A 25,160-nucleotide genomic window follows, 5' to 3' on the forward strand; every position below is an offset into this window, starting at 1 on the left:
CTCCAAAATATAAAAAAATCCGCCTGCTGCATAGAGCAAAACGGATTTTAAAAAGTATAATTATTTTTTTATCATTCTGTTTCATCATTACATACCCAGGGTAAAAGAGATCAAGGCATTATGGACGAGAGCACACTCATCCTCCATGCCAAATCATGGACCACTCCCAAAAAAATCCGCCATGACAGGTTTCGTTCCCCCGGGCCTGTCATGGCGGATTTGCTTTGTTTATTGCTTCATAAAGTAACGTGATTATGCATGATCACTCAACGGCTTGGATGTAACTGAAGAAGTAGTTTGAGGTTCATTCACGGAATGTGTGTTAGCTTGAGTTTTTTTCAGATAGGCCAGCCAGTAGGCTCCAGCCACAAACAGACTGCCTCCTACCAAATTCCCCAACCAGACCGGAATGAAATTCATAACATACTCTGCCCACGAAAAATGACCTGCAAATATAGCCGCCGGAATGAGAAACATATTGGCAACAACGTGCTGGAATCCAATAGCAACAAAGGCCATGGTCGGGAACCAAATTCCCATAATTTTGCCGCCGATAGAGTCTGTGCTATATGCCATCCATACAGCCAGTGCTACGAGCCAGTTACATCCTATACCTGATATAAAAGACTGCAAAAAGCTTTCATGCAGCTTATGTCCTGCCATATCCACCACTTTATCCAGGTAAGGACCCGTTTCGGTCAAGCCTAGAACATGCCCAAAGAAAAACGCAACAAATAATGCACCTGCAAAATTACTGAGCGTAATAATTGCCAAATTACGAAGCATGGCTCCTGTCTTAATTCGTCCTGCCCATCTCGCCAAAGGGACTGCCATCATATTGCCGGTCAGCAATTCCCCACCAGCTATCAAAACTAACACCAGACCTACAGGGAACACCGCAGCTCCAATAAAGGTAGCAATGCTTCCCCATTCTTTAGGTGCACTTGCAATAACGCGTATATCCAGCAAAAACCCGAGTGCAATAAATGCACCTGCCAAAAATCCCAATACCACCGCCACAGTCCACGGGTTGTTCGCCTTGGCCACTCCTGTTTCCACCGTCTTTTCGGCAATTTGCCCCGGTTTATAGCTTGCCATCTGCCCCCGCTCCTTTAATATCTTTTAAACAAAATATTCTTCTTTCATATTTTATTTAAAATCAGTGATTTTGTTTGTGAAAAAAATCACTTTCTCAGCTATAAAAAAAAACAGCCCTCGAAAAAGGACTGTCTTTCTATTTTATTACATCTACTGCTACTGCGCTGCTATGCGCTTTACATTTAATTGTATTCTTCCTTTTCAACGGCTTTCAAGAACCAAAGTACTCCGCCCAGACCGATGGCTGCGACAACTACAAGAAAAAGGATATAAAACAAACCCATTATCTACTTCTCCCCCTAATCCTTATGCTCTCTATATTGTACTATAAGGATTCATCCGTACGCTTTCAGATTGTTGACAAACTTATGAACAATGTCACAGACAAATCGGATTATACAGTAACTGGGTTCCGTTCGGATAGTGTAGGCAATGCCTGCAAACCTGCCGCGTTCAGGAAATTCCAAGGCTTGTTATAGTGCGGCTGGAAGAAGAAATCGACAAAGGCCAACTGATCAATGGTCATATGATTTTGAATGGCTACAGACAGGGTGTTAATGGATTGCGTCAAATCGACCTTCGACATAATTTGTGCCCCAACAATTCTCCGTGTCTCCTGCTCATATACAACCTTCAGCAACACCTTTTCAGAAGTTGGCATAAACTCAGGACGGTAGCTGTCCTCAATGGTTACAGCTTCTACAGTCATCCCCTCGTCCGTTGCTGCGGCTTCCGTCATTCCTGTTCCTGCAATATTGTCTTCGTAAATTTTGATACCCGAGGTTCCTTGTGTTCCCATGTAGGCAATGGTAGGTTGTACCAGATTACGTGCCACCAGCGTACCCATACGAACCGCATTGGTCGCCAATGGGATATAAGCTGTTTTGCCGGTCGGATTATAACGAATTGCACAACTGTCGCCTGCTGCAAACACGTCTGGGCAGCTACTTTGCATATAATTGTCCACAATGATCGCACCGTTAGGCAACATATCTACCTGACCTTTGAGCAGATCCGTTTGAGGTCGGAAACCGATACAGAGTATAACAAGCTCTGTTTCATATTCTCCTTTGGAGGTCACGACCTTACTTACTTTACCGTTAGTCCCCTCAAAACGACTTACTGTCTCGCCAAGTACCAGCTTAATGCCATGTTCTCTCAGGGAATTCTCAATCCGGTCTGTATACTCATGGTCTAAATACTTATTCAATATACGATCAGCACTGTCGATCAGTGTTACGTTCTTACCGTTCATTTGAAAAGCTTCTACCAGCTCAACACCAATGTATCCAGCTCCCACGACAGTAATGTTCTGTACGTGCTGGGCTTTCTCAATGATTTCATTCGAATGATTATAGTTTTTGCAGAGCAAAATATGATCAAGTTCAATGCCTTCCAGCTTCGGAATAATTGGCCACGATCCAGTAGTCACAATCAATTTATCAAATGTATCCGTAAATTCCTCACCTGTTTGGAGATTACGTGCATGCAGCGTCTTGCCCGCTGTATCTACACTCGTTACCTCATGAAGCATCTTGGTCACTACACCCATATCAGCCAGTTGATCTGGGGACGAATAAAACAATCCGTGCGGATCTTTGACGACACCACCTACATACAGTGCAATACCACAAGATAAAAATGAAATATTGTCATTACGCTCATAGACCGTAATTTCGGCATCCGGATAACACTTAGCTGTGTTGACTATGGCTGCCGTACCTGCGTGTGTACATCCGATAACTGCTACTTTCATGTTGAATTCCTCCTTGGTGTGTGGGCATAAAATGTATAATAATTGTGAATACTTTCACTTAGATAACTCGTTGCTTCTTGTGATTTATTTCACTTCATGCGCTTATTATAGTGTGATATTTTTCACATTACAATAGCTTTTTATGATATTCACAATTTGTCCACATTTTAAAAGGCAAGGATATCTGAACTCAGCCGTTTGCTGAAATCTTTTTTTGCTCCATTCAGTTTTCCCTACCTGCCTCTTGATTATGCTCCTGGAACAGACTTTCACACGATACGTCAATCTTTAGGCAAATGCGTATGTAGGGAATAAAAAAAGGTCCGTTTCCCCTAAGACAAGCGGAAATCAGACCTTGTTTACACATATACTTTGGAATTACACGAAGCTATTATAATAACTGCTCAATGGCCGTTTTCATCGCTTCCGGTGACTCCTTGGGCTCAAAGCGTCCCACAGGCACACCTTCCCGATTCACAATGAATTTTGTAAAATTCCACTGAATTGTACCATCTTCCTGTTCTCCAGGCTGTTGCTTCTTCAAATATTCAAACAGAGGGGCTGTATCTGGTCCGTTCACATCCACTTTAGCGAATACCGGGAAATTAACCCCGTAATTCAATTGGCAAAATTCAGCCGCTTCCTCGCTGCTGCCCGGCTCCTGACCGCCAAACTGGTTGCAAGGGAAGCCTAAAACAACGAGTCCCCGATCCTTATATTCGTCATAAAGCTTTTGCAAATCCCCATATTGCGGGGTAAGTCCGCACTTACTAGCGGTATTCGCAATAACCAGCACTTTACCTGTGTAAGTTTCCAGAGAAACCTCCTGATTGGCTGGTGTTACGGCATTATATGAATAGACAGACATATAGCATCCTCCTTCATGTCGCTTGGTTTAGGTTCTCAACCTATTTTACCCAAAACGTGACGGACATGCCAATATTCACAAACCCTTACCATGATGCTGCCACTTGGCGCACCCTCTAACCTCTTGCTGCTACTTGTGGTCTAGCATCACGCCGCTCGGCAACAGAACCCACCGTTTGTTTCTCTTCTACATTCATTCCCTTTACTGCTTGGCTTACCGCAGGCTGACCAGCCAAAGCATACGGAAGACAGAGTGGTACCCCCGTACGAGGATCAGTAACAATATCCGCCTCAATCCCGAACACCTCACGTAGCACATCTGGGGTCATAACCTCCGTCGGGGCTCCTACCGCCTTCGCTTTCCCTTTTTTGATCGCAATCATATGCTGAGCATAGCGGGCTGCGTGGTTCAAGTCGTGCACGACCATAACAATGGTGCGTTCTGCCGAAGTATTCAGATACTCTAGCAGATGCAGCACTTCCAGTTGATGCGCCATATCCAAAAATGTAGTCGGCTCATCCAAAAACAATATATCCGTATCTTGTGCAAGCGCCATAGCAATCCAGGCACGCTGACGCTGCCCCCCAGAAAGCTGATCAATCGGACGATCGTGAAATTCGCTCATTCCTGTTACTTGGATGGCCCACTCTACCATTTTGCGATCGTCCGCTTTCATGGAACCAAAACCTTTTTGATAGGGAAAACGTCCGTATGATACCAGTTCCGTCACGGTCAATCCTTCCGGTGCCGTCGGATTCTGCGGCAAAATAGCCAACTGCTTGGCTACCTCCCGGGTGGATTGCTTATGAATGGATTTACCATCCAACAGAACACTACCGCCTTTAGGATTCATGATGCGAGCCATCGTTTTCAAAATGGTCGACTTACCGGAACCATTTGCACCCACCAACGCTGTAATTTTCCCTTGCGGTATTTCTACGTTCAGATCTTCTACTATCAATCGATCTTCATAAGCAATATCCAGATTTGCCGTTTTCAGACGAAACATTTGGAATCATCCCTTTCCCTAATCCAATATATATAATCACGGGCTTAACGCACGACATTCATCAAAACTTCATTCTATCTTTATATAATAAAGATATTGATAATCATTATCAAGTGTTAACTCACAAAAAAAGATCACAGCCCTCAAGCTGTGATCTTCTGATTCTGGCCATTCGCATTAAGCCTGTACAGAGGACAGTCCAAATGCTTCAGCCATGAGACGTATAGATTTCATTTTGGCATCGAAATCGTGAATAATGCTCGCAACCATGATCTCCTGCGCATTATAGTCCTTGGATAATTGCTCAAGCTGACGCTTGACCTGTGCGGGTGAACCAACCACCATACGCTTGCGATTCTCACGAATGCGCATCCGGTCATATGGCGTATACGGATACGCAAGCGCCTTTTCGACAGAAGGTGTGCCTGCGGAACGCGTGCCCTGTTCTAAAAGCACCAGGGACAAGTCCATGCTGGATGCCAAACGATTGGCCTCCTCTTCGGTATCCGCGCAGATCGCAAATACGGAGACAAGCGAACGCGGTTGGTCACTATGCTGGGAAGGCTGGAAGTTTTCCTGATATCCCTTCATAGCACCTGTGCCGCCTTCACCATTAATAAACTGCGCGAACGCAAAGCCTACGCCACGCTCGGCGGCCAGACCCGCGCTATCACCGCTGGAGCCAAGCAGCCACATTTCCGGCACAGTCTCTACGAGCGGCATCGCCTGTAGCGAACCGAAGCGATGCTGGCTGCCTGTGCTATCGTGCAAGTAGGCTAGCAGATCATCCAGCTGCTCGGGGTACAGATCAATGCCGCCCCGCATTTTCCCCTCCTGCAAAGCTCGGGTAGCAATCGGCATTCCTCCAGGCGCTCGCCCCAGACCCAGATCAATGCGCCCCGGATACAATCCCTCCAGTACCCGGAAGTTTTCCGCTACTTTATAAGCGCTGTAATGGGGCAGCATCACACCGCCCGACCCTACCCGAATCGTCCGGGTACGAGCAGCCAGATGTGAAATCAATACCTCGGGGCTGGACCCTGCAAGATTAGAGGCAGCATGATGCTCGGATACCCAAAAGCGATGATAACCCAAGCGTTCTGCCTCTATAGCAAGCTCAGCAGTCTTTTGTAATGCTTGTGCATGTGTCATGCCTTCCGATACCGGAGATTGGTCAAGAATGCTGAGTTTTATCATAAAAAGTCTGACCTTTCTATTTTGGAATAAGAATAGGCATTAAGTATAGCACGTAAAGCCACAGTTAACCAAGAGGGGCAAAATAGTAGATTTACCACGCCCATTAGTCATGTTTACTTTTCATAGAGACTGCTTTTTACTTTACTTTATCTGCTTCATAAAGATGTGAACGCTTTTGGAAGAAACTAAACAGATGGGTCACGATGACTTTCAAGACAGCATAACCTGGAACAGCCAGTACAATTCCTACCACACCAAACAAATTGCCTGCTGTCAAAATAACAAAGATAATCGTAATCGGGTGTACTCGAAGAGATTTGCCCATAATTTGTGGTGAAATAAATTTACCCTCAATAAGCTGGACGACTGTCCATACGATAACCATTTTGAGCAGCATGATCGGCGAGGTAACTATAGCTACGATTAAAGCGGGTGTAATGGCAATGACAGGACCTAAGTAGGGAACCACGCTCGTAAAAGACGCAATGACCGCAAGCGTCAAAGAGTAGTCCAATCCAATAATCAGATAACCTATATATAGCAGCACTCCAATACAGAAGCTAACAATAATTTGTCCACGAATGTACGAGCTGACCTGATGATTCATTTCGGTCATGATACGATCTGTCTCTTTACGAAACATAGGTGGAAGCATTTTTAGAATCCACTGCGGCAGCTTGTGTCCATCTTTCAGCAAATAGAACAGAATGAACGGAACCGTAGCGATCGCAAGCACAGTTTCCGTAATCACACCCAAAAAGCTTCCCACACCCGTCCATGCATTATTGATAAAGCCAGATAACTTTTCAGAAGCTTTGGAGGCCAGTTCAGATGGATCTATTTGAATGGTGTTCTGGAACTGGTTCACAAAGTTACTGCCAATCAGTCGCTCAAACTGTTGTTTGACTTGCTCGGTATAAGCAGGGACATTTTGGATAAGGCCCTGTATCTGATCACGGATCACAGGTACCACCGACGTAACCACAATAGCGATAATCCCTATAATGAGCAAAAACAGAACAACAATGGAGTATACTCGCTTTACCTTATTCCGCTCCAGTACATCTACCAACGGATTGAGCAGATAGTACAATACACCGGACAAAATGACAGGGAGAATAATCGTTTTCAGCAGCACGATGACAGGGGTAAATATGTATGAAATTTTGGTAAGCACTAAGATATTCAAGCCGATCAGCAGCAGTACCAACAGGAATAACACAAACTTGTTGTTCAGAAAAAACTTCTTAAACCGGTCTTTCCATGCCGGAGTTATTTCCACATGACATTCCCCTTCTCTTTAGACAGATGAGTATACGTTCTTCATAATTACGATATATTTTTGGAACAAAATATACAAGGTTATACCCCAATAAACACAAAAGCAAACAAAGTTGTACGTTATTGTACGAACTTCGCTTGCTTTGAATGGTTATGGAGTATCATTTGTCGTGGTGGCAGCCTCCACCGTCGTAGTCACAGGTTTGTTTTCTTGATCAAAAAGATTCTGTATGAACCGCTTGAGCTTCCGCTCATCCACACCCAACACCTGTGCACCCTTGATGGTTTCCCCGCGCACCAGTTCATTTGGCGGGATTTGCTGCTTCGCTACTGTTTTAGCATCGATATTAAAACCCAATGAAGCCAACTGCAGCATTTCCGTTGTACTCAGATTCGTTTCAATATAAGGAGAAATGCTATTTAAAATACTTGGCAGTTTAATGAGCGACGAGGTCGATTGTATTTTACTGCCCAGTTCGGTAATGAATTTGCGCTGTCGCTCCGTACGTGTAAAATCCGAAGTCGCATCATGACGGAAACGTACATATTGCAAGGCTGTTTTACCGTCCATGTGCTGCATTCCCTTTTTCAAGTCAATATCAAACTGGTGTTTGTCTGCCTTGGACGTGTAATGCATATCTTTTTCGACATCCAGGTCAATACCACCTACAGAGTCAACCAGTGCAATGAAACCATTAAAATCAGTATATACATAATATTGAATCGGTATGCCCAGAAGGTCGCTCACAGTCTGTCTAGTCAAATCCGGCCCACCGTAGGAAAAGGCAGCATTCAATCGACTTTGCCCATGACCCGGGATCTTGACGTACGTATCACGAAGAATCGACATCAGAGTGGCCTTTTTCGTAACCGGATCAACAGAAGCAACCATAACCGAGTCAGAACGCCCTGAATCTTCTCCACGGGAATCTCCGCCAAGCAGCAGAATATTCACTCTCTCTGTTCCATCCCATTCCGGTGGGAGTGATACCTCTACAGGTTGTACATTGGTTGAAGTTTGGGTTTGCGGTTTAAATTTCGAATCCTGTCCGGAAGCAACCGAAATTTGGTTCGTAAAATGATATATAGAATAAGCATAATATCCGCCCACTAAAAGGACTGCAGCAGTCACAGAAATACCTAGCCATTTTAAAAATTTTCGCATATTTTCGGGTAACCTCGCTTTTATTCATCATCGTTCGGCTTTTAAAAGCATACCCTTCCGGCAAGTTATCTGTCAATTCGAGGCGTTTGTTCTAGGGGCGTTATTCGTATCGGTTACACCTTATCTTCAGGCTCTTTTTGTGTTGATTTTACAGCATGGAGGTCGTCTGCATACCACGGATTCAAATGGACAAGCACCTCATAAACCCGTGGCTCCCGCTTCATGACGGCCCTCTTGATCAGCCGGATAATATCGTGTCCCTGCTGAATCGTCAAAGAGGCATCCACTGAAGCTCGGATATCTACAATAATATAATGACCGTGCTCACGGGCACGGATACGGTCAATACGCTGAACCTCGGCTACACTCAGTGCGGCTGCTGCGTAGCTTTCGATTTCCTCGGTTGCAATAGCCTTCTCCATGAGCACATCTATGGATTCGCGGCCCATTTCCCACGCCAATTTCAGAACCAGCAACGCCACTACAAACCCCGCAATGGGGTCGCCGTAAGATAAAATCGGAATATCCCAATGTTCCCCGATCAGCCCTAATCCGATGCCCAATACAGCGGCTCCAGAGGCATACACGTCAGCGAGGTGATCTTTTGCCGTCGCAATGAGGCCCTGACTATTGGCCGCTCTGCCAATACGAATCGTGTAGATATACAGCCACTGTTTCCAGAGCAAGGAAATAATCGCGGCCACCAATGCCAGTATATGCTCCTGTGGCATCGGTTCGAACAGTGCGGCAATGGAATGATAGCCGATAAATATGCCTGCCCCGAACAGTATGACCGCCACTACACTAGCACCAATTACTTCTGCCTTGCCATGACCATAAGGATGATCCTCATCCGGCGGCTGGCTGGATATTCTCATCGCTCCCAGTGCCGTTGCAGAAGCAATGACGTCCCCGGCGTTATGCACACCATCAGCCACCAGCACCTTACTGTTGAACATGAGTCCTGCGATGATTTTGATGCCGGTTAAGAGGATGTTGCTGATCAGGCTGATCCATGCTGAGACCATGGCACGCTTGCCCATATCCTGTTCCTGCATGATGTATAACCCCTCCAAATTATCTTTTAAAAAATGTCCTGACCGCTATTCGGTTATCTCAGGGCATCTTTGGTTGCTCTTTATCTTATGATGCTGTTCTTGCAGCGGCATAGTTGAAGATTACAATAGCCCCGGAAGATGAGCCTCCCCGGGGCTATTATGATAACCATAGTGGAGCATTCTATGAGAATACCCCCATTTTATCTATCTGGACCGACCGCGTCGGCCTCCTTGACCTTGACCACCACGCGGACCGCCTTTGGCTTGTCCACCGCGTCCACCTTGGCCTCCGCGTGCGGAACCGCCGCTGCTACGGTCATATCCGCCACGTCCGCTGCTTTGCTCTACGGAGCGGCCTTGACCTCCCCGTGCAGAACCGCCGCTGCTGCGGTCATATCCGCCACGTTCACTGCTACTGCGGTTGGAACGACGCTCGCCGCTTGCACCGTCACGACGACCCGCCTGTTCGCGGCCGCTGCGGCGTCCGCCGCCAGCATCGTTGCCGCCAAAGGAACGGCGGTCGTTTCTGCCTGAGCGGTCATTTCTACCCTGCCGCTCAGCCGTATCGGGAGCAGATCTACGCTGCCCGCCGCCCTCACTGCTGGTGAATGTGACACCAGCAACTCTTTGGATGTTCCGAAGCTCAGGAACATCCCTTGGCGTGGCGAGCGTCACCGCAACGCCTTTGCCTCCGGCACGACCGGTACGTCCGATGCGGTGGATGTAGCTTTCGGCATCCTGCGGCATGTCATAGTTGAAAACATGCGTGACGCCTTCTACATCGAGGCCGCGTGCGGCTACATCTGTCGCTACGAGCAATTGAAGTTTCGCTTCACGGAACGCCTTCATCACTTGCTCCCGCTTGTTCTGGGACAAGTCCCCGTGCAGTTCACCGCTCTCGAACCCCATCTCCTGGAGTTCTTCATTCAGTTTGGAAGCCCGGCGCTTGGTACGGCAGAAAATAACAGCCAGATACGGACGATCCGTATTCAGCATATCTACCAATGCCTGTTGCTTACCACGGTCTGTTGTTTGCACAACGACCTGACGGATTTGGCTCACGGGAACGGAAGAAGCCGATTTCACTTTGACATCAACGGGTTCGTTCATATAGACACGAGCCAGCTTGCGAATACCAGCTGGCATCGTAGCGGAAAACAGCATGGTTTGTCTCCGGTAAGGAACCTCCTGAAGAATCGTTTCCACATCGTTCAAGAAGCCCATGTGTAACATTTGGTCAGCCTCATCCAGGACCAGCATTTTAATGCCGCCTAAATCAAGCGTGCCACGTCTCAGGTGATCCAATAGTCGCCCAGGTGTACCAATAATCAGTTGTGCGCCACCTTTTAGTTTACGAAGCTGACGCTCCACGTCCTGTCCTCCGTAAACAGCTAGCAGAGATAAACTCGGTTCCGCAGCAGCCAAGCATTTTGCTTCCTCTGTAATCTGGAGCGCCAATTCACGCGTAGGTGCAATCACGAGCGCCTGCGGATGCCGCTTGTCCAAATTCAGCTTTTGTAGAATCGGCAGTAAAAACGCAAGCGTCTTCCCCGTGCCCGTATGTGCCTCGGCAATCACATCCTGACCTTCCATCAACAGTGGAATGGACTCCTGTTGTACAGGTGTTGGCGCTGAGATGCCTTGCTCTTTCAAGGCTTCTACCCAATGTTGCTCCACGCCTAATGCTGTAAAATTCTTCAAGTTGTATTCACTTCCCTTATCTGTATTCAATATGTGTCACGTAAAATAGGTTCATGTGCCATATGACATCTATCGTTCCATAGTTCAGAATTCCCATTTTTGTATCGGTTCTCATTCTCCCCTTTTCAGGAAGGGAGCATATCCGTTATCGTTGAATCTGTTCATGTAACTCAACATACGGCCGCAAGGCGGCTCAGGCCGTTCCATATATGACTTTCCTAGTATACGCGAAGTTGAACTGGTTTCCAAACGATTTTAACGAATCCCGCAAAAGGTGAATTCAATCACCATGTCATATATTATGGTAGGATAATTGGTAATTCATGAATAAAGGGTGGATGCTTGTGGTTAACAACCTACATTATAATTTCATAATGACAGGTTCCTTGTCGGAGAAGCACACTTTGTTTGCCGAAGACTGCTTTACTAACTTGTTCGATTGTTTTGAAGCGCTCTTGAATATATCAGGAATCCGCAATACCCGTGTGTCTGTCTATCAATCGAAGAAAGCCAAACACGGCAAGATCCGCTGGGACAAGCAGGAGCTGCTCCGCATTGTAACCGATGATGAAATGACTCCTTTGATGCTGGTTATAGAGGCTCCTAGTATCAAATCGTCCTATAACAAAGGGACGACGCCGGAAGTGTACATTCTTTTGTCCAATGACACCATGTCCCGATCTTCCAACAATTGCGGGATGCTTGTTTCGATTCGTCAGGACGTTTATGAACGTATTGACCGAACAAGCGTGGAAAACGTTATGCTGCAGCTCAGCCAGTTAATAAAGGCAAACAAACTGTTACATAGCTCCCGCAACTTTTATGCTGGCAGTAAAGCAAGGGCTATTATGGATATTCTCCCATTTATGCTCGAAAAGGATACCCCGGATATGAAGTATGTTTTTCAATCGTGGACTCCGTACCCTTTATGTCACACTTAAACAATCCGTCATCCCATTAATCCTAGGAGGCTGCAATTTATGCAAATTCAAGTTCACAAGGTTGAAAAAAAAGAAAACGAATATCTCATTCATTATCAAGCCGGGGGATCGCTGCCGTTCGTTCCGCATGATGTTGTCCTGATCCATGGCAAACAGTATTTTATAGGTACGATTTTGAAAGTAGAATCGGAACAAGTCCTTATCCGTATCAATCCAGAATATGAAGACCAACTGACAGGGGCCATCGGACTGGAACTCGCTTTCTCTCCAACCGTTTCTATTCAAGGTGCAGACAGCATTGTCGAAAAGCTCGGCTATTTTCCACCTTTTCACTATGACCGAATCACGGCTGCCAATATGACCAAAGACCAGATTACACTGACGATTGAGCTATCCCCCGCTAGTGTGCTGGTTCCTAAATCACCGGATCTGGAGCCTTCGGCTGAGGCACCTGTGATTCCTGAAACTCCAGTCAAAGATATTCCACGCTATGCAGTGACGTTTACATTTCTGGAAACCAAAGAGCATGTATTAACCCCTGTAGAAACAGAAAATATTATCTTGCAGCTTGATTTCCGCTATGAAGAAGCAGACATGGTCGTTGATATCGATGCCTTGTCGGGACTGTCAGGTAGCTTTCTGTGCAGAGGTATCCGTGCAGAGATTACGGAACTTCATGAATAAACAAGAAGCCCGTGAGCTGTTGCGCTGTCATTCTTTTATTCACGATGATTTGGAGCATCCCAAAATGCAAAGCGGATTTCTAGGGATGCTTCGTCCCTTTCAAGGCGAACTGATCGAGGATAATTTTCATGAGCTGATGACTATCATTGAGGTTCTGGCAGATGAGTTGGAGAAACCAACCGTAGAACGGGAGCTTATATCCGCTCTGTGGGGAATTTGCCAATATACACGGGCATGGGCGTTGTATCCTGATAGTATGCTGCAGCGAAACAACCTGCTGACCGTAGAGCAGATTAGTACCCTTGGCGATTGGATTGATACAATCTCCTATGCGATTATGGTGCTGCTGGAGGGGGGCGGAACGGAAGAGGCTTTATCGAACTACAGACATAAGAGTAGGTAATACACAATGCCAAAAGTAATCTGGCTAAGAAATAAGGAGGGTATATGTCCATACAAACCGATGATGAGGGAAAGACATTTTTATCTATTTTCCCTACACTATCGTATGAAGATCGATTGGTATCACTACGCGAATTAACAGCGATCCCCCAGCCTGTGGAGGACACCACCGCATTACTTTTGCAGCTTGCGCAGCAATCATCCGAGGAGGATCTGCTTCGTATAGAAGCGCTGAAGGTCATCGGACTATATGCAGATCAGAGCCAGCAGCCGATGATCATGCGAGGAATTCGCGAGCTGCTGTGCAAGCCTGATGAAGATGATGATGTGCAAAACGCCGCTTTACAAACTTTGGCATGGATGCCTTGTTCAGAAGCAGAGCTACGTTTAGCTTTGGACATAATCTGCAGTGATACATATATCTTAGTCAAGGGGGCCGCTTTTGCACTGCTCCGCGCACATAAAGCCCACCCTTTTGCACAACATGCGCTGAAGCAATTATTGCAACATGAGGAATTCGGCGCATCTGCCCAACGAGAGCTGTCCACATAATCGACAACCAAAGGAGAATTACTCTACTCATGCGTGTAAGAATATTTATATTCATATTGATTATCGGAATTATATGTGTGCCTGCGTATTTCATTATGAGCAGCTTTGGGTTATTCCAAAATGAAAAGGTGCTCATACATTATAAGGTTGCCGTTGAGGTAAAGGGTAAAAAGTATGATACCTGGCCTTTAATCAGCAGCTATACCGCGATCGATAAAAAAGGGGATCATCGTCAGCTCTACTATCAAGCAGAGGGCTCAGGCATAGAATACCTGTTTCAACTCGCATATGGACAATATGAACTCAGACCCTCCAAGGATAATCCTTTTCTGGACGGGGGAATCCACTACACCATGGACCATCCCGATTATGTGCGTGAGGAAAAACAGTATGAGAACGCCAACGACTATACGGAGTTAACCCATTATTACAATCAACAAGAGCAGGTTATTTATACTTACAATCCTGAAGCCAAGCTCGACAAAACCTATGTTCGCTCCATCATCACCGCTGGGATGACTCGCACCACTGGTAATTCAAGCCGTGCGGTAAAGGATAACTATATCAATATCAGTAAGCTGTTTAAGGACAAGCTGGGAGTGAACGTGAAGGTAGATGTTGACGAGGACAACAAAATCGTGACCCTGTCCATGTCATAATGAACGAAAAGAAAGGAAGGCGCTACGGATGACAGAAACACATCATGTTAAATTAGGACCCGCTTATTTGGATGGTTGGGTTGTACCCGAAAACCCGGAGGCATGGGTCGAGCAGGAATGGACAGGTAAGCTCCGTTCACAGGCCGGAAATACGAAATTCCACATTTTTTATTATGGAGAGTTCATGGACGAGCTGATCGCTGTAACGGAGTTTGCACCCCAGCTCATTATTGCAGAAGATGCAGTCACAGGTGAGCAGATCGTGATTTTTGATGGAACCCGCCATGGTTACGATGCACTGCTGTGTGAAGTGTATACGGAAGAACAGCAGAACAATCGCACTCCCCTGCTACCTTATCTGGACGATGATGGTGAAGATACCTTTGAGGTGACCGTGACTGCTTTTTATAATGTTGATTGGGATGACGAGTTTGCGGATGATGTGGATGAGAACGGGCAACTGGAGTTGATCAGCGGCGAACGATGTGATTTTGAAGAGGTAAAGCGAAACGGTTTTGATGCGATCAGTATTACGATTACCAGCGCTAAAGGTCTAAAAACAGAGATCATTCAGGAAGAGCTGGCCTGACGATGATATTCAAAAGAATCAAACATCAGGAAGGCGATATTTTTGTTATCCCCATGCATGACGGCCGCTTTGCGGTATGTCAGGTGATCTGCGCGCTGTATGGTCGATTCAAAAAGGCGTTCTCCTTTGGGGTGCTATCCATAGGCCAGAATCAAACGTACGAGGATGAAACCACCTATCTCTCCTTCACACATTACCGGGGTCGATTTGAGGTTATATTCACCGCTACCCAAAATCTGACGAAGGGAGTATGGCCCATTATCGATCATCGCCCTCTATCCGAGGAGCAACAGCAGCTAAAGTATTTTAATTGTGCGGGCCATCTGTATTGCGGGGATGAATATATACGCAATCTGGAACTGGAAGAATATAATCAATATACTGTAATGGGCGTGGCTGGATATGAGCTAGTACAGCAATATTTAGCCAAACATAAAAGCTAGAAGAATAGCAACGCAAAGAGCCACCTTAGACTTCGAAAACTAGGGTGGCTCTTTAACGATCTAAAAGGGTTCAAATGTATAAGGGAATGGTGTACGATGTGTTCCCAAAACCGACTTTACACGCTCCCCATCCAGCAGCGCTCCGACGAAGCTATACAAATCAGGGGCTGCATACCGAAAGTTGCCCCATGTGCGCAGATTCAAAGCATAAATTGGGAATTCCCCCCGTTCATCAGGCGATTGAACATCCCAGACCAGCAGGTCATTTCCTTCACTGGAAGCGAAGGGAACTGCATGCTCCAATAGTTCCGGGAAACCATCTGGCTCCAGCGCCGCTTCTTGTAAAACCTCTTCCGATTCCAGTACATCATCAAACCAGGCACGCCAGTCATAATAACGATGGAGCCATGAATCCGGGTGATCACCGAGAGGAATATGGATGTTCCATAGACCGAATAACCGCCCATAGCCGAGAGTTTTGACGTAATTTATATAGGAAGGCGGAAACCCTCGACCGTTTTCAAAACGATGCTCTATAAGAAATTCCTTATCATAGTAGGCCTGGAATTGCGGACGCTGCAAACCTGTAAAAATGCTCATATCACCATTCTCCTTTGCACTACGTAATCCTATTTCCACGCTTCGGCACATTGAAAAGGCCTTTTTCAAGTGTTAAAATGGGAATAAGATGTATATTCTAAAAAAGAGTGAAGATGCGTCAACATCCCCACTCTTTGGCAACAGCCGCTTTTAAGGGCGGTGGCTGCAAGTTTACGGTACATGAAATAGACCGGTTCCTACCACGGGCGGTCTATTTCTTTTTATGGAAGGAAAGAATCAGGACCCTCACCTCCTTCACAGGAGACTAGCCGACCGCCCATCTAAGCCATTCTGTTGTTAAGGAATATTATAACATACGATATATAAAAAGTACGTTTTTACGCTCTTTCCGAAAAGGAGGAACGAACATGGAGCAAAAACGCTTCAAAGATGAATATGGATATAAATATGACTTTGCCGCCGTGATCTGGAGGGGAGAACAGGTAGCTGTCCACTGCCCTCGCTGTCAGGGTCAAGCTTCTATTTCCAAATCAAAGGAAGACTGTTATTACGTTGTTCGCTGCTCTCATTGTTACTACACATTTCAGCAGCCAGAATCGTATAAATTCTATGCACGCGGCGTATGCAGCCACTGTGAGCGGTATTTTAATATCGAAATTCATGATGACCGAACGGTTACTCACAAAAATACAAATATACACTGTCCGCACTGTGAGACACGCAATCAGGTTCCGGTGCATCGTATGCAGTCACGTGAATGGCATACGGACGTGATCCAAAATGGGAAAGATCCTATTTTCCAGCTCCAGCTGTACTTCCTTGATTACTATCGGGGGAAACCAGTCTGGGCTCTTAACCGGATACACCTGAATTACCTGCTCTCCTATATCTCTGCCGAGTTGCGAGAAAAACCCTCATCCGGTATGATGCGTACGGCTTCCCATTCCATTCCCAAATACATTAAGGATGCTAAAAATCGCCAGACCATTTTAAAAATATTACAAAAGCTACAGCATAAACAAGCGTCTAAGGGAGAGCATTACCAAACATGAGTATACAAACTTTTGACAGCCTAGAAGCACTGGGCCAGACCGTTTCCCAGACCATCACGTGCAATCTTGGCTAGAGATAGCGACTGTACAGGATGTTATTGAAGTGCTACGCCGCAGTGGAAGCGAGCCAGATATTCAACACATTGCGCAGGGACTGCGATATGATCAAGAATACGATGCTTTTATGGAATAAGCGGCTCCAGTAACTCTTTTACCTCAGGGACAGCCTGCTTCAGGCTGTTTTTTAGTTTCTTCGCGCCACCCCATATACGATAAACGAGCATCTCTTGTTCGTAGTCTTCCAGTTGTAGAAGCACATCTACTAACGCCTGTGCCTGCTCTACACTTTCAATGCCAGCCGATTTTAGTGGTTTGGCGGAATCATTACCTGCCAAAAGAATCCTCGCCCAAACGGGGATCGTATCCGGTGCCAGTCCATGCGCCTCAGCAAATACAGCGGCGTAACCGTCCTGTACCGACTGATGTTCACTGTCTACCAGCTTCATATAACGATTCACCAGCGAAAAATACTCCGTTCCTTTAAGTCCTAATCCCATCACCGCATAGGTTCCTGGCATCGCCGACTTCTCCCCCGGCTCTACATCGTTGTACCACTTGAATTCTTCCATCACAGTCTCGGCATATTCCGCCAGCAACGGAAGCAGCGAAGGGTATTCAAGTGCATTGGCAAAGAAACGATGTAATGCAGATTTGGCCAACTTGGGTACGGGTAGATAGTTTTTCACTTTGCTTTTAAACTTCATCCCATATTCCTTAGTAAAGCCTTTCCGTAATATATCACATAGATATACGAGTGCTTCTCTGTAGCTCTCTTCTTCCTCAGAACGAATCTGAACCTCTAGTGTTTGCAAAATATCATTCGCTTGGCAGGTGACACGCTCGCTTGTATATGACGCTGGAATGCTGCCTGATCCGCTCTTAAGCCACTGAACAGCCTGCTCTGAGCCCAATTGTGCAGCAATCTCCAAATACTTCTGCCGTGCATCGGCATCGGTCAGACCCACTCGCATCGCGGTCAGCAGGAACATCTCCATAACCGGGGCGGGAATATCTGAAGGAAGAATATCGGGTCTCACCGTATAATCAAGCCCGTACCTTTTTTCCTGATCTGTATACTTAGCCAAAAATTCATCTTCAGCCCAATGCATTAAGCCTCTGCTCAGCTGATGCCTCCATGCTTCTTCTCGCTTGCGGCTGACCTGCACTTTTGCATCCATTCGATTCAGCAGTTCATTCACCCGCTGGGCGTCTACAGGGTACAAATGAGGATCAAGCAAGTGCCTTACTAAGAAAAAATCGTCCTCTTCCTTTGGCATAGCTCTACTGGCAGGATTGAGCTTCTGCTCCACAAACTGTTCAATAGAGGCTAACAGGTGCTGCCGCTTATCTTCGTTCAGCAGCGAGAATGTAAAATGACTGGCCTTATTCTCCAAGACCACCTCCAGATGAAATTCCAGCCGATAACGAAAAAACATAGGACCAAATTCTTCCGAATTATACAGAGCCGCTATCCGTTCTTTGAACACTGGCATCCATTCATCCTGCACCTGCTGGAGCGTCACTTCCTCCGTAAAACCAGGAATTTTTGTGTCTGGTCTACGATGATCCCAATCAAACGGTTCGTAGGTATCCACCCATACCCCATCTCTCTTACAGGTAACTTTTAAGTATTCATGAATCCCTTCGTGAAGGACGCTTTTGTTCTTGAATTCCGCGATGCGCTTTTGCTCAGAAGCGTATCTCTGGTCAATCTCTTCAAAAATTGGATCTATGTAGGCCTGTACCCCCGATGTCATACGATGTGTTCCCCTTTCGTACCCTCACAAATTGTAGTTCTTACATAATTGAGATAGACTAATATTTAACTATTTTATTTCCTGATTATAGCATATCTCTCATTTACATTTGGGCTCCATCCCTATAGATAGAGTGCCGGAAAGCAGGTGTATTCTTCATGTATTGGGTTTCCACACAACACACGCCAGTGGCTGCCGATGAAATGACAAATTTCGAACATACCCATGGCATAACTTTACCAACTCCCTATGCTTCATTTCTCACCCAATACGGGCCAGGCACCTATTGCGGCCTGCTGGTGATTGAACCGCCTGATCCTCAACTTTTGCAATCCTATGCAGATTACGAACTGTGGACGCATGATGATAACTGTCCGATCACCGCGGAACAGTTGGGCGAGTGCGTGGTCATCGGCTGCTCCATAGATGGTGATTTTCTAGCGGTGCATCCTCAGGTCGAAGGCTTGCTTTGGCTACCGCGACATTCGGAAGTCATTACTATGAAGCCATTAGATGTTCAAACCCCATTTACAGATACGCTGGAGCATATACTACGGGATGAATTCGGAAAAACAGAGCCATTCCCCCGTTATTTCGAACCTGTCAGTCTGGAAAGAACCGCGACATTCCTACTATTTAATCCCCCGGATACGGCAAAAGCTTACGATCCAGCCAATCCGAATGATCAAATTCCGGAAATAGCTCCGGCATCTATACAAGTATTGGCTCAGCGGTTTAAACAGCATTTTGACACAAACCTATGGATCGAAAACGAGCATACCTGCATGGCTTTTTTCCAGCTTCTTGGCGGATATGTGCGCTTCAACTATGCATATGGACGCGAAGTGGCGATCATTTATGAACCTAAAGCGATAGCACTTCATGATGAAGTTCTATCATTCTTGCAAAAAGAACATTGCCAGGTTGTAGAGTAAGAGGAGGACGAATACAAATGACAGTACATTTTGCACATATCTTAGAAAAGCTCGGAGGAATCGCTGAGCGCCTGAGACAAGGTGGGATGCCTGACGTGGTATACCAATGGACGAAGGGGATTTCCGAAGAGGAACTGACTGAGTTGGAGGAACGGCTGCAGGTCCCTTTGCCTGCCTCCCTGTCTGAATTGATAAAGCGGTGTGGCAGCTTACATTTGCTATGGTGCCTCCCTCAACACTGTATTGTAGCCGATGAACCGGCTTGTTCATATGAAAGCAGTAATGGCCTTAAACAAAAACCGAATATCCTTGACGATATTACAGGAGAATTTGGCTGGAATCATGAGTATATAAGCTATTTTACATCCTATGGAGAAAACACCGATTCAGCAGCGGACGAACAACGATATCTAATTTTAAACTATAACGGTGCCGGTGATCCGATCCTGCTTGATAGAGCGACATCCGCAACAGAGCCAGCAGTGTTCTGTTATGAGCATGAGTTGGACCAGTTCACACTGCTTGCAGAAAGTCTACCTACCTATATAGAAAACATGCTTGCCTTGCACGGGTTATGGCTGTGGGATTGGTCTAACGTGTTAGACGAGCATGGTATTCAACTAGACAGCCCGCCGCTGCAGTTGTGGCAGCGCTGGTTGAACACGTTCTGTACGATGAAGCTGGAGGATGCCGCCCGGTCGCTGGAAACACTGATCCATTACACCACCATGCATGGCGTAGATCATCCTGCTGTACTGCAGGCTTTTCAGGCCTATGATCCAAAGGATATTTTTCTTGCCTGGGAGCAGCGCATTCAGCGTAACCCGGCCCAATTCGCTACATGGGCATTTTTTATTGGGGAGACCGCAGGTATTGGGGCTGCTGACTGGGTTCGCTCCTTATGGGAGCCGGACACGGATATCACGCAAGCATGGAATTCATCCGCTTCAAATAACATACATGCTGAGAGAGCATTTGTCTCGACACGTGCTTATCTATCTGCCCGCTGCCTGCCCGAACAAGAAGGATTGACAAGTGTTTACAATGATCTAATACAGCATACGGCAAAGGATGGCAAATTAGAAGGATACACCGTTAGCGGGCAGTTACAGCATTTTCATTCACCGCAGGTCATTGACTGGATGCGGGATAAGGTCAATCATCCGGTCGATGGCTGGGCAGTACTTTTCGCCCATTCTCGTCCTACAGCTGAGCAGGTGATTGAATGGCTATCCAGTAACGAGCTTCATCAGAAAATTGCAACCGAGGCGCTGGATATCATGATTCAGCGCGATCTTCTGCCCGGCCTAGAAGCAGACGTTTGGGCTAGCATCTCAAACCTGCTTCATGCTTCTTTACAACTCGTGATGCTCAAAAAAGATAAACGTCGCATTGAAGCCGTGCTGGAGCAGCTTTCAGATTTGAAACTTCGTTAACACAGGAGCCGGCGTATGCAGACTTGCCTGTACGGGGTGGGGGCACAAAAAAATGAGCCGCTGCATCAGCGGCTTAATCCTCGAAAAAAAGTATCTATAGTAAATGAAATCAATTCATTATTTGCTTTTGCCATAGGAAGTTCAAAATTCAGGAGCAAAGAAGTCAATCCGTGCAGCATACTCCATACGGATCTAGCCATCAGGCGCTCATCTCCTTGAATGATGCAGCCTTCCTCCATAGCGGCTTTGAGTCCGCCCTCAAGCAACTCAAACCCTTTAAAACTCCCACTGTCTATAAGGGTAACCGAGCTTACAGATTCAAGGTTGCTGATAAACAGGATGTTGTAGTATTCGGGATTAGCCATGCCAAAACGGACATAAGCATCGGACACTGTTTTCAGTGTGTCCAGAGCGTTCAGTCCGGCTGCCTGTGCTTCATCCACGCGCTGCTGAAGAGCCTTCAGGAACAAAGCATTCCCTTCTAACAGCAGTTCACGAACAACCGCTTCCTTATTGGAGAAATAATGATAAATAGTCGTTGGTGAATATTCGATCTGATCCGCAATTTTACGCATGGAGACTTCAGCATACCCTTGGTTCAAAAAGAGGGAGCGGGCGGCCTCAATGATTTTCCGGCGGATCTCACTGCTTTCACGTTCTCGGCGTTTGATATGTTTCATGAGTAGATATACTTGCCCTTTCTGCCTTCCCCAGTTTGGCGGCGATACGATCAGCTTCCATTATACCCGAGTTCATAGCTCCTTGAAACCCGCCCCCAGGCTGTGTCCAGGCTCCTACCAATGACAGGCGGTTCACTGCTGATTTGCGCTTCAGTCTGTTTATGCCGGACTGCCGGACCGTTTGTGCATAGCCATAAACGGCTCCGCCGGGATTAGCAGTATACCGCTGCATGGTGCGTGGTGTGCCCAACTCTGCCACCACGACTTTGCTGCTAAAACCAGGATATAGCTGTTCAAGACATTCCAGTATCTGCTGTGTTACTGCTTTCTTTTTGGCTTTATATTCGGGACGTGCACTAGGCCAGTTCTCCAATCTGTCCAAAAATGTAACAGCGATGACACCCTTTCCCGCTTCATTGAGTGTAGGATCCATGGCGTTATAATTTGTGAGCATCCAGTTGCCTTTCATATACTGGCCGCTCATCATGACTTCATAATCCGTCTCCGAATCCGGCTCGTTACACAGGATTAAGTCTTCTTCGCTGATCCCAAGCTCATAAGGCTCGCATGATAGCCCTAGGTACAGCTGAGTGAGAGACGTACCAGTTTCCAGTCTGGTTACAGCATCCGTCTCGCGACGGGCGGCATTGTGACTCTCCAGCAGACGGCCATAGGTATGATGAGGACTGATCCCAGACACAACCCAGTTGGCTTTATATACATCCCCTTTTTTCAGACGTACACCAGCTGCCTTACCGCGTTCAAGTATAATTTCAGACACCTGACTGCGCAGGTGAACTTCTCCTCCAACTGATTGAATAGCTTCGACCAGCGCATTGGACAAGGCCTGTGCACCTCCCTGAATGTAGTACGTCCCCTCCAGATGATAGCCGATCCAGGGAATAAAAAAGTACAAAGCCGCCAACCGCTTCGGGGGCAGCCCATAATAGGGCCAGAGTGCAGTGAAGAACTCCGTGAATCGGTCAGACAAGCCAAACTGACTTACAGCCTCCCAGGTGGTCATTTTCGTCCAGCGGAAGAAGGTGCCTGCTTTGAACAGACCCGCCAGCTTACGCCAGGAAGTAAGGGAAGAAAAAGCGGTAAAGCCTGTTTCAAAACGGCGAATGCCTGCGAATAGCTTGTCAATGGCTGCTACCTCAGCAGGAAACATGCCTTTGAGGAGTTGCACATACTCCTGCACATCAGATGGGATATCAATGATCTGCCCTTCCCAGCGAATGGAGTAAGGGTGCTTTTTACGGAGAGGAACGATTTGCTGATCCACATGGCAGTCCTTTAACATCCGACCGAAGCTGCCTTCTTCGAGTCCGCCGACGCCGTGCAAGGAGACATCAAAGGTATATCCCTTTCGTGTGAATTCAGTAGCAAAGCCGCCAGCCAAAGTATGACTTTCAAACACAGCTGTCCGGTAACCCAACGCAGAAAGTCTGGCTGCACAAGACAAACCACCCAGCCCAGCACCAATGACAATAACATCATATTGGTTCATGATTTCATCTCCCTTGTTAACGTCGTTATATAAGTTAACGGTGTTAAGTTAAGGAGATTATATACCATCGTATCCCGGTTGAGAAGGAAAATTTTTTATAAAAACATCCAAAATTGTAGCGCTTTCACTTGTCAGATTCCAATGAGGATGCTATCCTTCAATTGGGATTGTTACTGAAAAGGCAAAACCCGAGTACACTTGTGTACCCGGAGTTTGCCTTTTTTTGATTTGTATGAGTTCCACAGCATACAGTCAAGCATCCTGAGCATATAGTAAGCGCTTTATAAAAACGCCAAAGGAGATTATCTTATGCAAAGAAGACGTTTCGCCCTTGTTCTACTATCTTTCGTGCTCCTGCTTACGATCTTTTATCCATCCTCCAGCTCTGCCGCAGCAGCCGATGTTCCAGCACCACAGGCAACCGTGCTTACTGAGGTACAGCCTCTGGGTGAGGTTGTTACTGCCGTTGTACTGAAGTACAGCACCAATATTGACGGATCATCCCTGTCCACTTCCAGTTTTCAGGTTCAATCTGTGCTTAATGATGTATACGCAGACAGAACTGTGACTGGTGTATACACCAATGATACTGGTGCCATCACCAACCGCAGCACTTATGGCAAATATGTCGTGATCGAGCTGGATACACAGGATAAAAATGCAAGCACCCTTACTTACGATTCGACAAGCGCAGTCAATCGTATTAATCCGCTGAACTATTACATTAGCCAAAAGAAAGATATTGCAACTTCGAAGAAAACAGTCGTTCCAGCGACTGCACAGCCTGTTAAAGCAACCGATAAAGTGACACCCATCGTAGATGATTTTCAAAAAAACACTTTTGAAAATAAAGCCGGCTTCAAACTGAACTACTTTACGTTTGAGCCTAAAGTAGAACCTGGCAAAACCTATCCGCTGGTTGTGTTTCTACATGGCAACGGCGAACGTGGTGACGGAAACGGGGTTAACCTGTTAGCGAATGCCGGGGCCGTTACTTGGGCTTCTCCTGAGCAGCAAGCCAAGCACCCATCCTTCGTCATCGCTCCTCAAAGCCCGATTGACCTAGAGCATAAATTTATTTGGGCAGATGAACCGCGCAACAGTGCTGTTGCCGATTTGGTACGTGAAACGGCCTTAAAATATCCGATCGACACCAACCGCATCTATATCGTAGGTATTTCTCAAGGAGCCATGGGTACATGGAGATTGTTAGAAAAAAATCTTGATCTGTTCGCTGCTGGCGTACCGATTGCCGGACTGACCAACTATGAAAAGGCTGTTAACATGTATGCCCCTGTTGACCCTGCACACGTTGAAGTATTGAAGAACGTTCCTATTTGGGCCTTCCATGCGGTGGACGATACGACAGTAAGTCCTAAGAACTCAGAAGAAATGGTTGCTGCTATCAAAGCACAGAACGGAAACCTCATTCACTTCACTGAATACGAAGCAGGGATTATCAAACCTACAGGACACTTCTCCTGGGTTCCGGCTTTACAAAATCAGGATATGATTGAATGGCTGTTTGCACAAAAGAAATAAAAAAAGACACCTGCCTTCCTGTGTACCACCATCAGGAAGGCAGGTGCAATATCAAAATGAGGAGACTAAAAAATTTGACACTGGTATTGCCATTTGCAGTTAACTTGAAGCTTGTTACTTCGCGCGCTTCGCAGCTTTGATTGTTCTCAAAGCCCGTTTGCGCGTTACCTTGTTCGGACTGCTGAGCTGTCTTCTGGCAGTAGCCACATCCGTTTTAGCCATGT

Annotated in this window: 26 protein-coding genes; 12 read left to right on the forward strand and 14 right to left on the reverse strand. The window is 46.4% G+C overall.

The window, feature by feature from the left end; all coding sequences use genetic code 11:
• Positions 1 to 252: 252 nt before the first annotated feature.
• The 9 genes from HFE01_RS10340 to HFE01_RS10380 all read right to left on the reverse strand — a co-directional run bounded on the left by HFE01_RS10340 (position 253) and on the right by HFE01_RS10380 (position 11,133).
• Positions 253 to 1,098: a formate/nitrite transporter family protein gene (locus HFE01_RS10340; protein ID WP_016822847.1), complete on the reverse strand. Its 846-nt coding sequence runs from the start codon at positions 1,096 to 1,098 to the stop codon at positions 253 to 255.
• A 394-nt stretch (positions 1,099 to 1,492) separates the two neighbouring features.
• A complete protein-coding gene (locus HFE01_RS10345) occupies positions 1,493 to 2,854 on the reverse strand; it encodes an FAD-dependent oxidoreductase (RefSeq protein WP_167437862.1) in 1,362 nt (453 codons plus the stop codon).
• A gap of 391 nt (positions 2,855 to 3,245) precedes the next feature.
• Positions 3,246 to 3,722 (reverse strand): glutathione peroxidase, encoded by a 477-nt coding sequence (locus tag HFE01_RS10350; RefSeq protein WP_016822844.1) that lies wholly within the window; start codon positions 3,720 to 3,722, stop codon positions 3,246 to 3,248.
• Between the two features lie 115 nt (positions 3,723 to 3,837).
• The gene (locus tag HFE01_RS10355; protein WP_016822843.1) at positions 3,838 to 4,731 is read right to left on the reverse strand and encodes an ABC transporter ATP-binding protein; all 894 of its coding nucleotides are present in this window, start codon (positions 4,729 to 4,731) and stop codon (positions 3,838 to 3,840) included.
• A 177-nt stretch (positions 4,732 to 4,908) separates the two neighbouring features.
• On the reverse strand, positions 4,909 to 5,928 hold the full coding sequence (locus HFE01_RS10360; RefSeq protein WP_167437863.1) for an LLM class flavin-dependent oxidoreductase: 1,020 nt from the start codon (positions 5,926 to 5,928) through the stop codon (positions 4,909 to 4,911).
• 136 nt (positions 5,929 to 6,064) lie between these two features.
• A complete protein-coding gene (locus HFE01_RS10365) occupies positions 6,065 to 7,210 on the reverse strand; it encodes an AI-2E family transporter (protein WP_016822839.1) in 1,146 nt (381 codons plus the stop codon).
• A 150-nt stretch (positions 7,211 to 7,360) separates the two neighbouring features.
• Positions 7,361 to 8,374, reverse strand: a complete 1,014-nt coding sequence (locus HFE01_RS10370) for an LCP family protein (RefSeq protein ID WP_016822838.1) — start codon at positions 8,372 to 8,374, stop codon at positions 7,361 to 7,363.
• 113 nt (positions 8,375 to 8,487) lie between these two features.
• Positions 8,488 to 9,432: a cation diffusion facilitator family transporter gene (locus HFE01_RS10375; RefSeq protein WP_167437864.1), complete on the reverse strand. Its 945-nt coding sequence runs from the start codon at positions 9,430 to 9,432 to the stop codon at positions 8,488 to 8,490.
• Between the two features lie 204 nt (positions 9,433 to 9,636).
• Positions 9,637 to 11,133, reverse strand: a complete 1,497-nt coding sequence (locus HFE01_RS10380; protein ID WP_167437865.1) for a DEAD/DEAH box helicase — start codon at positions 11,131 to 11,133, stop codon at positions 9,637 to 9,639.
• Between the two features lie 323 nt (positions 11,134 to 11,456).
• On the opposite strand from HFE01_RS10380, the gene HFE01_RS10385 reads away from it, so the two are divergent.
• The 7 genes from HFE01_RS10385 to HFE01_RS10415 are packed head-to-tail and all read left to right on the forward strand — an operon-like array spanning position 11,457 to position 15,403.
• Positions 11,457 to 12,074, forward strand: a complete 618-nt coding sequence (locus HFE01_RS10385) for a hypothetical protein (protein WP_167437866.1) — start codon at positions 11,457 to 11,459, stop codon at positions 12,072 to 12,074.
• Positions 12,075 to 12,113: 39 nt separating this feature from the next.
• Complete coding sequence (locus HFE01_RS10390; RefSeq protein WP_167437867.1) at positions 12,114 to 12,758, forward strand: immunity 50 family protein; 645 nt, start codon at positions 12,114 to 12,116, stop codon at positions 12,756 to 12,758.
• Positions 12,751 to 13,161 (forward strand): hypothetical protein, encoded by a 411-nt coding sequence (locus tag HFE01_RS10395; protein ID WP_167437868.1) that lies wholly within the window; start codon positions 12,751 to 12,753, stop codon positions 13,159 to 13,161. Before HFE01_RS10390 ends, HFE01_RS10395 begins: the two co-directional genes overlap by 8 nt.
• A 44-nt stretch (positions 13,162 to 13,205) precedes the next feature.
• Positions 13,206 to 13,712 (forward strand): HEAT repeat domain-containing protein, encoded by a 507-nt coding sequence (locus HFE01_RS10400; protein ID WP_167437869.1) that lies wholly within the window; start codon positions 13,206 to 13,208, stop codon positions 13,710 to 13,712.
• A gap of 29 nt (positions 13,713 to 13,741) precedes the next feature.
• Positions 13,742 to 14,371 carry a hypothetical protein gene (locus tag HFE01_RS10405; protein ID WP_045244673.1) on the forward strand — a complete coding sequence of 210 codons (630 nt, stop codon included), beginning with the start codon at positions 13,742 to 13,744 and terminating at the stop codon, positions 14,369 to 14,371.
• 28 nt (positions 14,372 to 14,399) lie between these two features.
• Complete coding sequence (locus HFE01_RS10410) at positions 14,400 to 14,960, forward strand: hypothetical protein (protein ID WP_044786187.1); 561 nt, start codon at positions 14,400 to 14,402, stop codon at positions 14,958 to 14,960.
• Between the two features lie 2 nt (positions 14,961 to 14,962).
• Complete coding sequence (locus HFE01_RS10415; RefSeq protein WP_167437870.1) at positions 14,963 to 15,403, forward strand: immunity 26/phosphotriesterase HocA family protein; 441 nt, start codon at positions 14,963 to 14,965, stop codon at positions 15,401 to 15,403.
• Positions 15,404 to 15,463: 60 nt separating this feature from the next.
• On the opposite strand, the gene HFE01_RS10420 is transcribed toward HFE01_RS10415, so the two are convergent.
• On the reverse strand, positions 15,464 to 16,003 hold the full coding sequence (locus HFE01_RS10420) for an SMI1/KNR4 family protein (protein ID WP_167437871.1): 540 nt from the start codon (positions 16,001 to 16,003) through the stop codon (positions 15,464 to 15,466).
• Positions 16,004 to 16,371: 368 nt separating this feature from the next.
• Between HFE01_RS10420 and HFE01_RS10425 the strand changes: the two genes are divergently transcribed.
• Both HFE01_RS10425 and HFE01_RS27590 read left to right on the forward strand, forming a co-directional pair.
• Entirely contained in the window at positions 16,372 to 17,016 is a 645-nt protein-coding gene (locus HFE01_RS10425) for a hypothetical protein (RefSeq protein ID WP_167437872.1), read from the forward strand.
• Positions 17,017 to 17,074: 58 nt separating this feature from the next.
• Positions 17,075 to 17,209 (forward strand): hypothetical protein, encoded by a 135-nt coding sequence (locus HFE01_RS27590; RefSeq protein WP_019688851.1) that lies wholly within the window; start codon positions 17,075 to 17,077, stop codon positions 17,207 to 17,209.
• Here HFE01_RS27590 and HFE01_RS10435 read toward each other — a convergent pair.
• Complete coding sequence (locus HFE01_RS10435; protein WP_167437873.1) at positions 17,199 to 18,833, reverse strand: DUF6138 family protein; 1,635 nt, start codon at positions 18,831 to 18,833, stop codon at positions 17,199 to 17,201. The two genes, HFE01_RS27590 and HFE01_RS10435, sit on opposite strands and share 11 nt — an antisense overlap.
• A gap of 203 nt (positions 18,834 to 19,036) precedes the next feature.
• Between HFE01_RS10435 and HFE01_RS10440 the strand changes: the two genes are divergently transcribed.
• On the forward strand, positions 19,037 to 19,768 hold the full coding sequence (locus HFE01_RS10440; protein WP_243208168.1) for an SMI1/KNR4 family protein: 732 nt from the start codon (positions 19,037 to 19,039) through the stop codon (positions 19,766 to 19,768).
• Between the two features lie 17 nt (positions 19,769 to 19,785).
• Positions 19,786 to 21,204: an SMI1/KNR4 family protein gene (locus tag HFE01_RS10445; RefSeq protein ID WP_167437875.1), complete on the forward strand. Its 1,419-nt coding sequence runs from the start codon at positions 19,786 to 19,788 to the stop codon at positions 21,202 to 21,204.
• 65 nt (positions 21,205 to 21,269) lie between these two features.
• Here HFE01_RS10445 and HFE01_RS10450 read toward each other — a convergent pair whose 3' ends face one another.
• Together HFE01_RS10450 and HFE01_RS10455 are read right to left on the reverse strand one after the other, a co-directional pair.
• Positions 21,270 to 21,884, reverse strand: a complete 615-nt coding sequence (locus tag HFE01_RS10450) for a TetR/AcrR family transcriptional regulator (RefSeq protein ID WP_167437876.1) — start codon at positions 21,882 to 21,884, stop codon at positions 21,270 to 21,272.
• On the reverse strand, positions 21,856 to 23,394 hold the full coding sequence (locus HFE01_RS10455) for a phytoene desaturase family protein (protein ID WP_167437877.1): 1,539 nt from the start codon (positions 23,392 to 23,394) through the stop codon (positions 21,856 to 21,858). The genes HFE01_RS10450 and HFE01_RS10455 overlap by 29 nt, the downstream gene beginning before the upstream one ends.
• Before the next feature lie 309 nt (positions 23,395 to 23,703).
• Here HFE01_RS10455 and HFE01_RS10460 point away from each other — a divergent pair, with 309 nt between their 5' ends.
• Positions 23,704 to 24,936 carry a PHB depolymerase family esterase gene (locus HFE01_RS10460; protein WP_167437878.1) on the forward strand — a complete coding sequence of 411 codons (1,233 nt, stop codon included), beginning with the start codon at positions 23,704 to 23,706 and terminating at the stop codon, positions 24,934 to 24,936.
• 114 nt (positions 24,937 to 25,050) lie between these two features.
• On the opposite strand, the gene HFE01_RS10465 is transcribed toward HFE01_RS10460, so the two are convergent.
• The gene (locus HFE01_RS10465) at positions 25,051 to 25,158 is read right to left on the reverse strand and encodes a putative metal homeostasis protein (protein WP_167437879.1); all 108 of its coding nucleotides are present in this window, start codon (positions 25,156 to 25,158) and stop codon (positions 25,051 to 25,053) included.
• Positions 25,159 to 25,160 lie beyond the last annotated feature (2 nt).

It is taken from the genome of Paenibacillus sp. EKM10P (assembly GCF_011800655.1).
GTDB lineage: Bacteria > Bacillota > Bacilli > Paenibacillales > Paenibacillaceae > Paenibacillus > Paenibacillus polymyxa.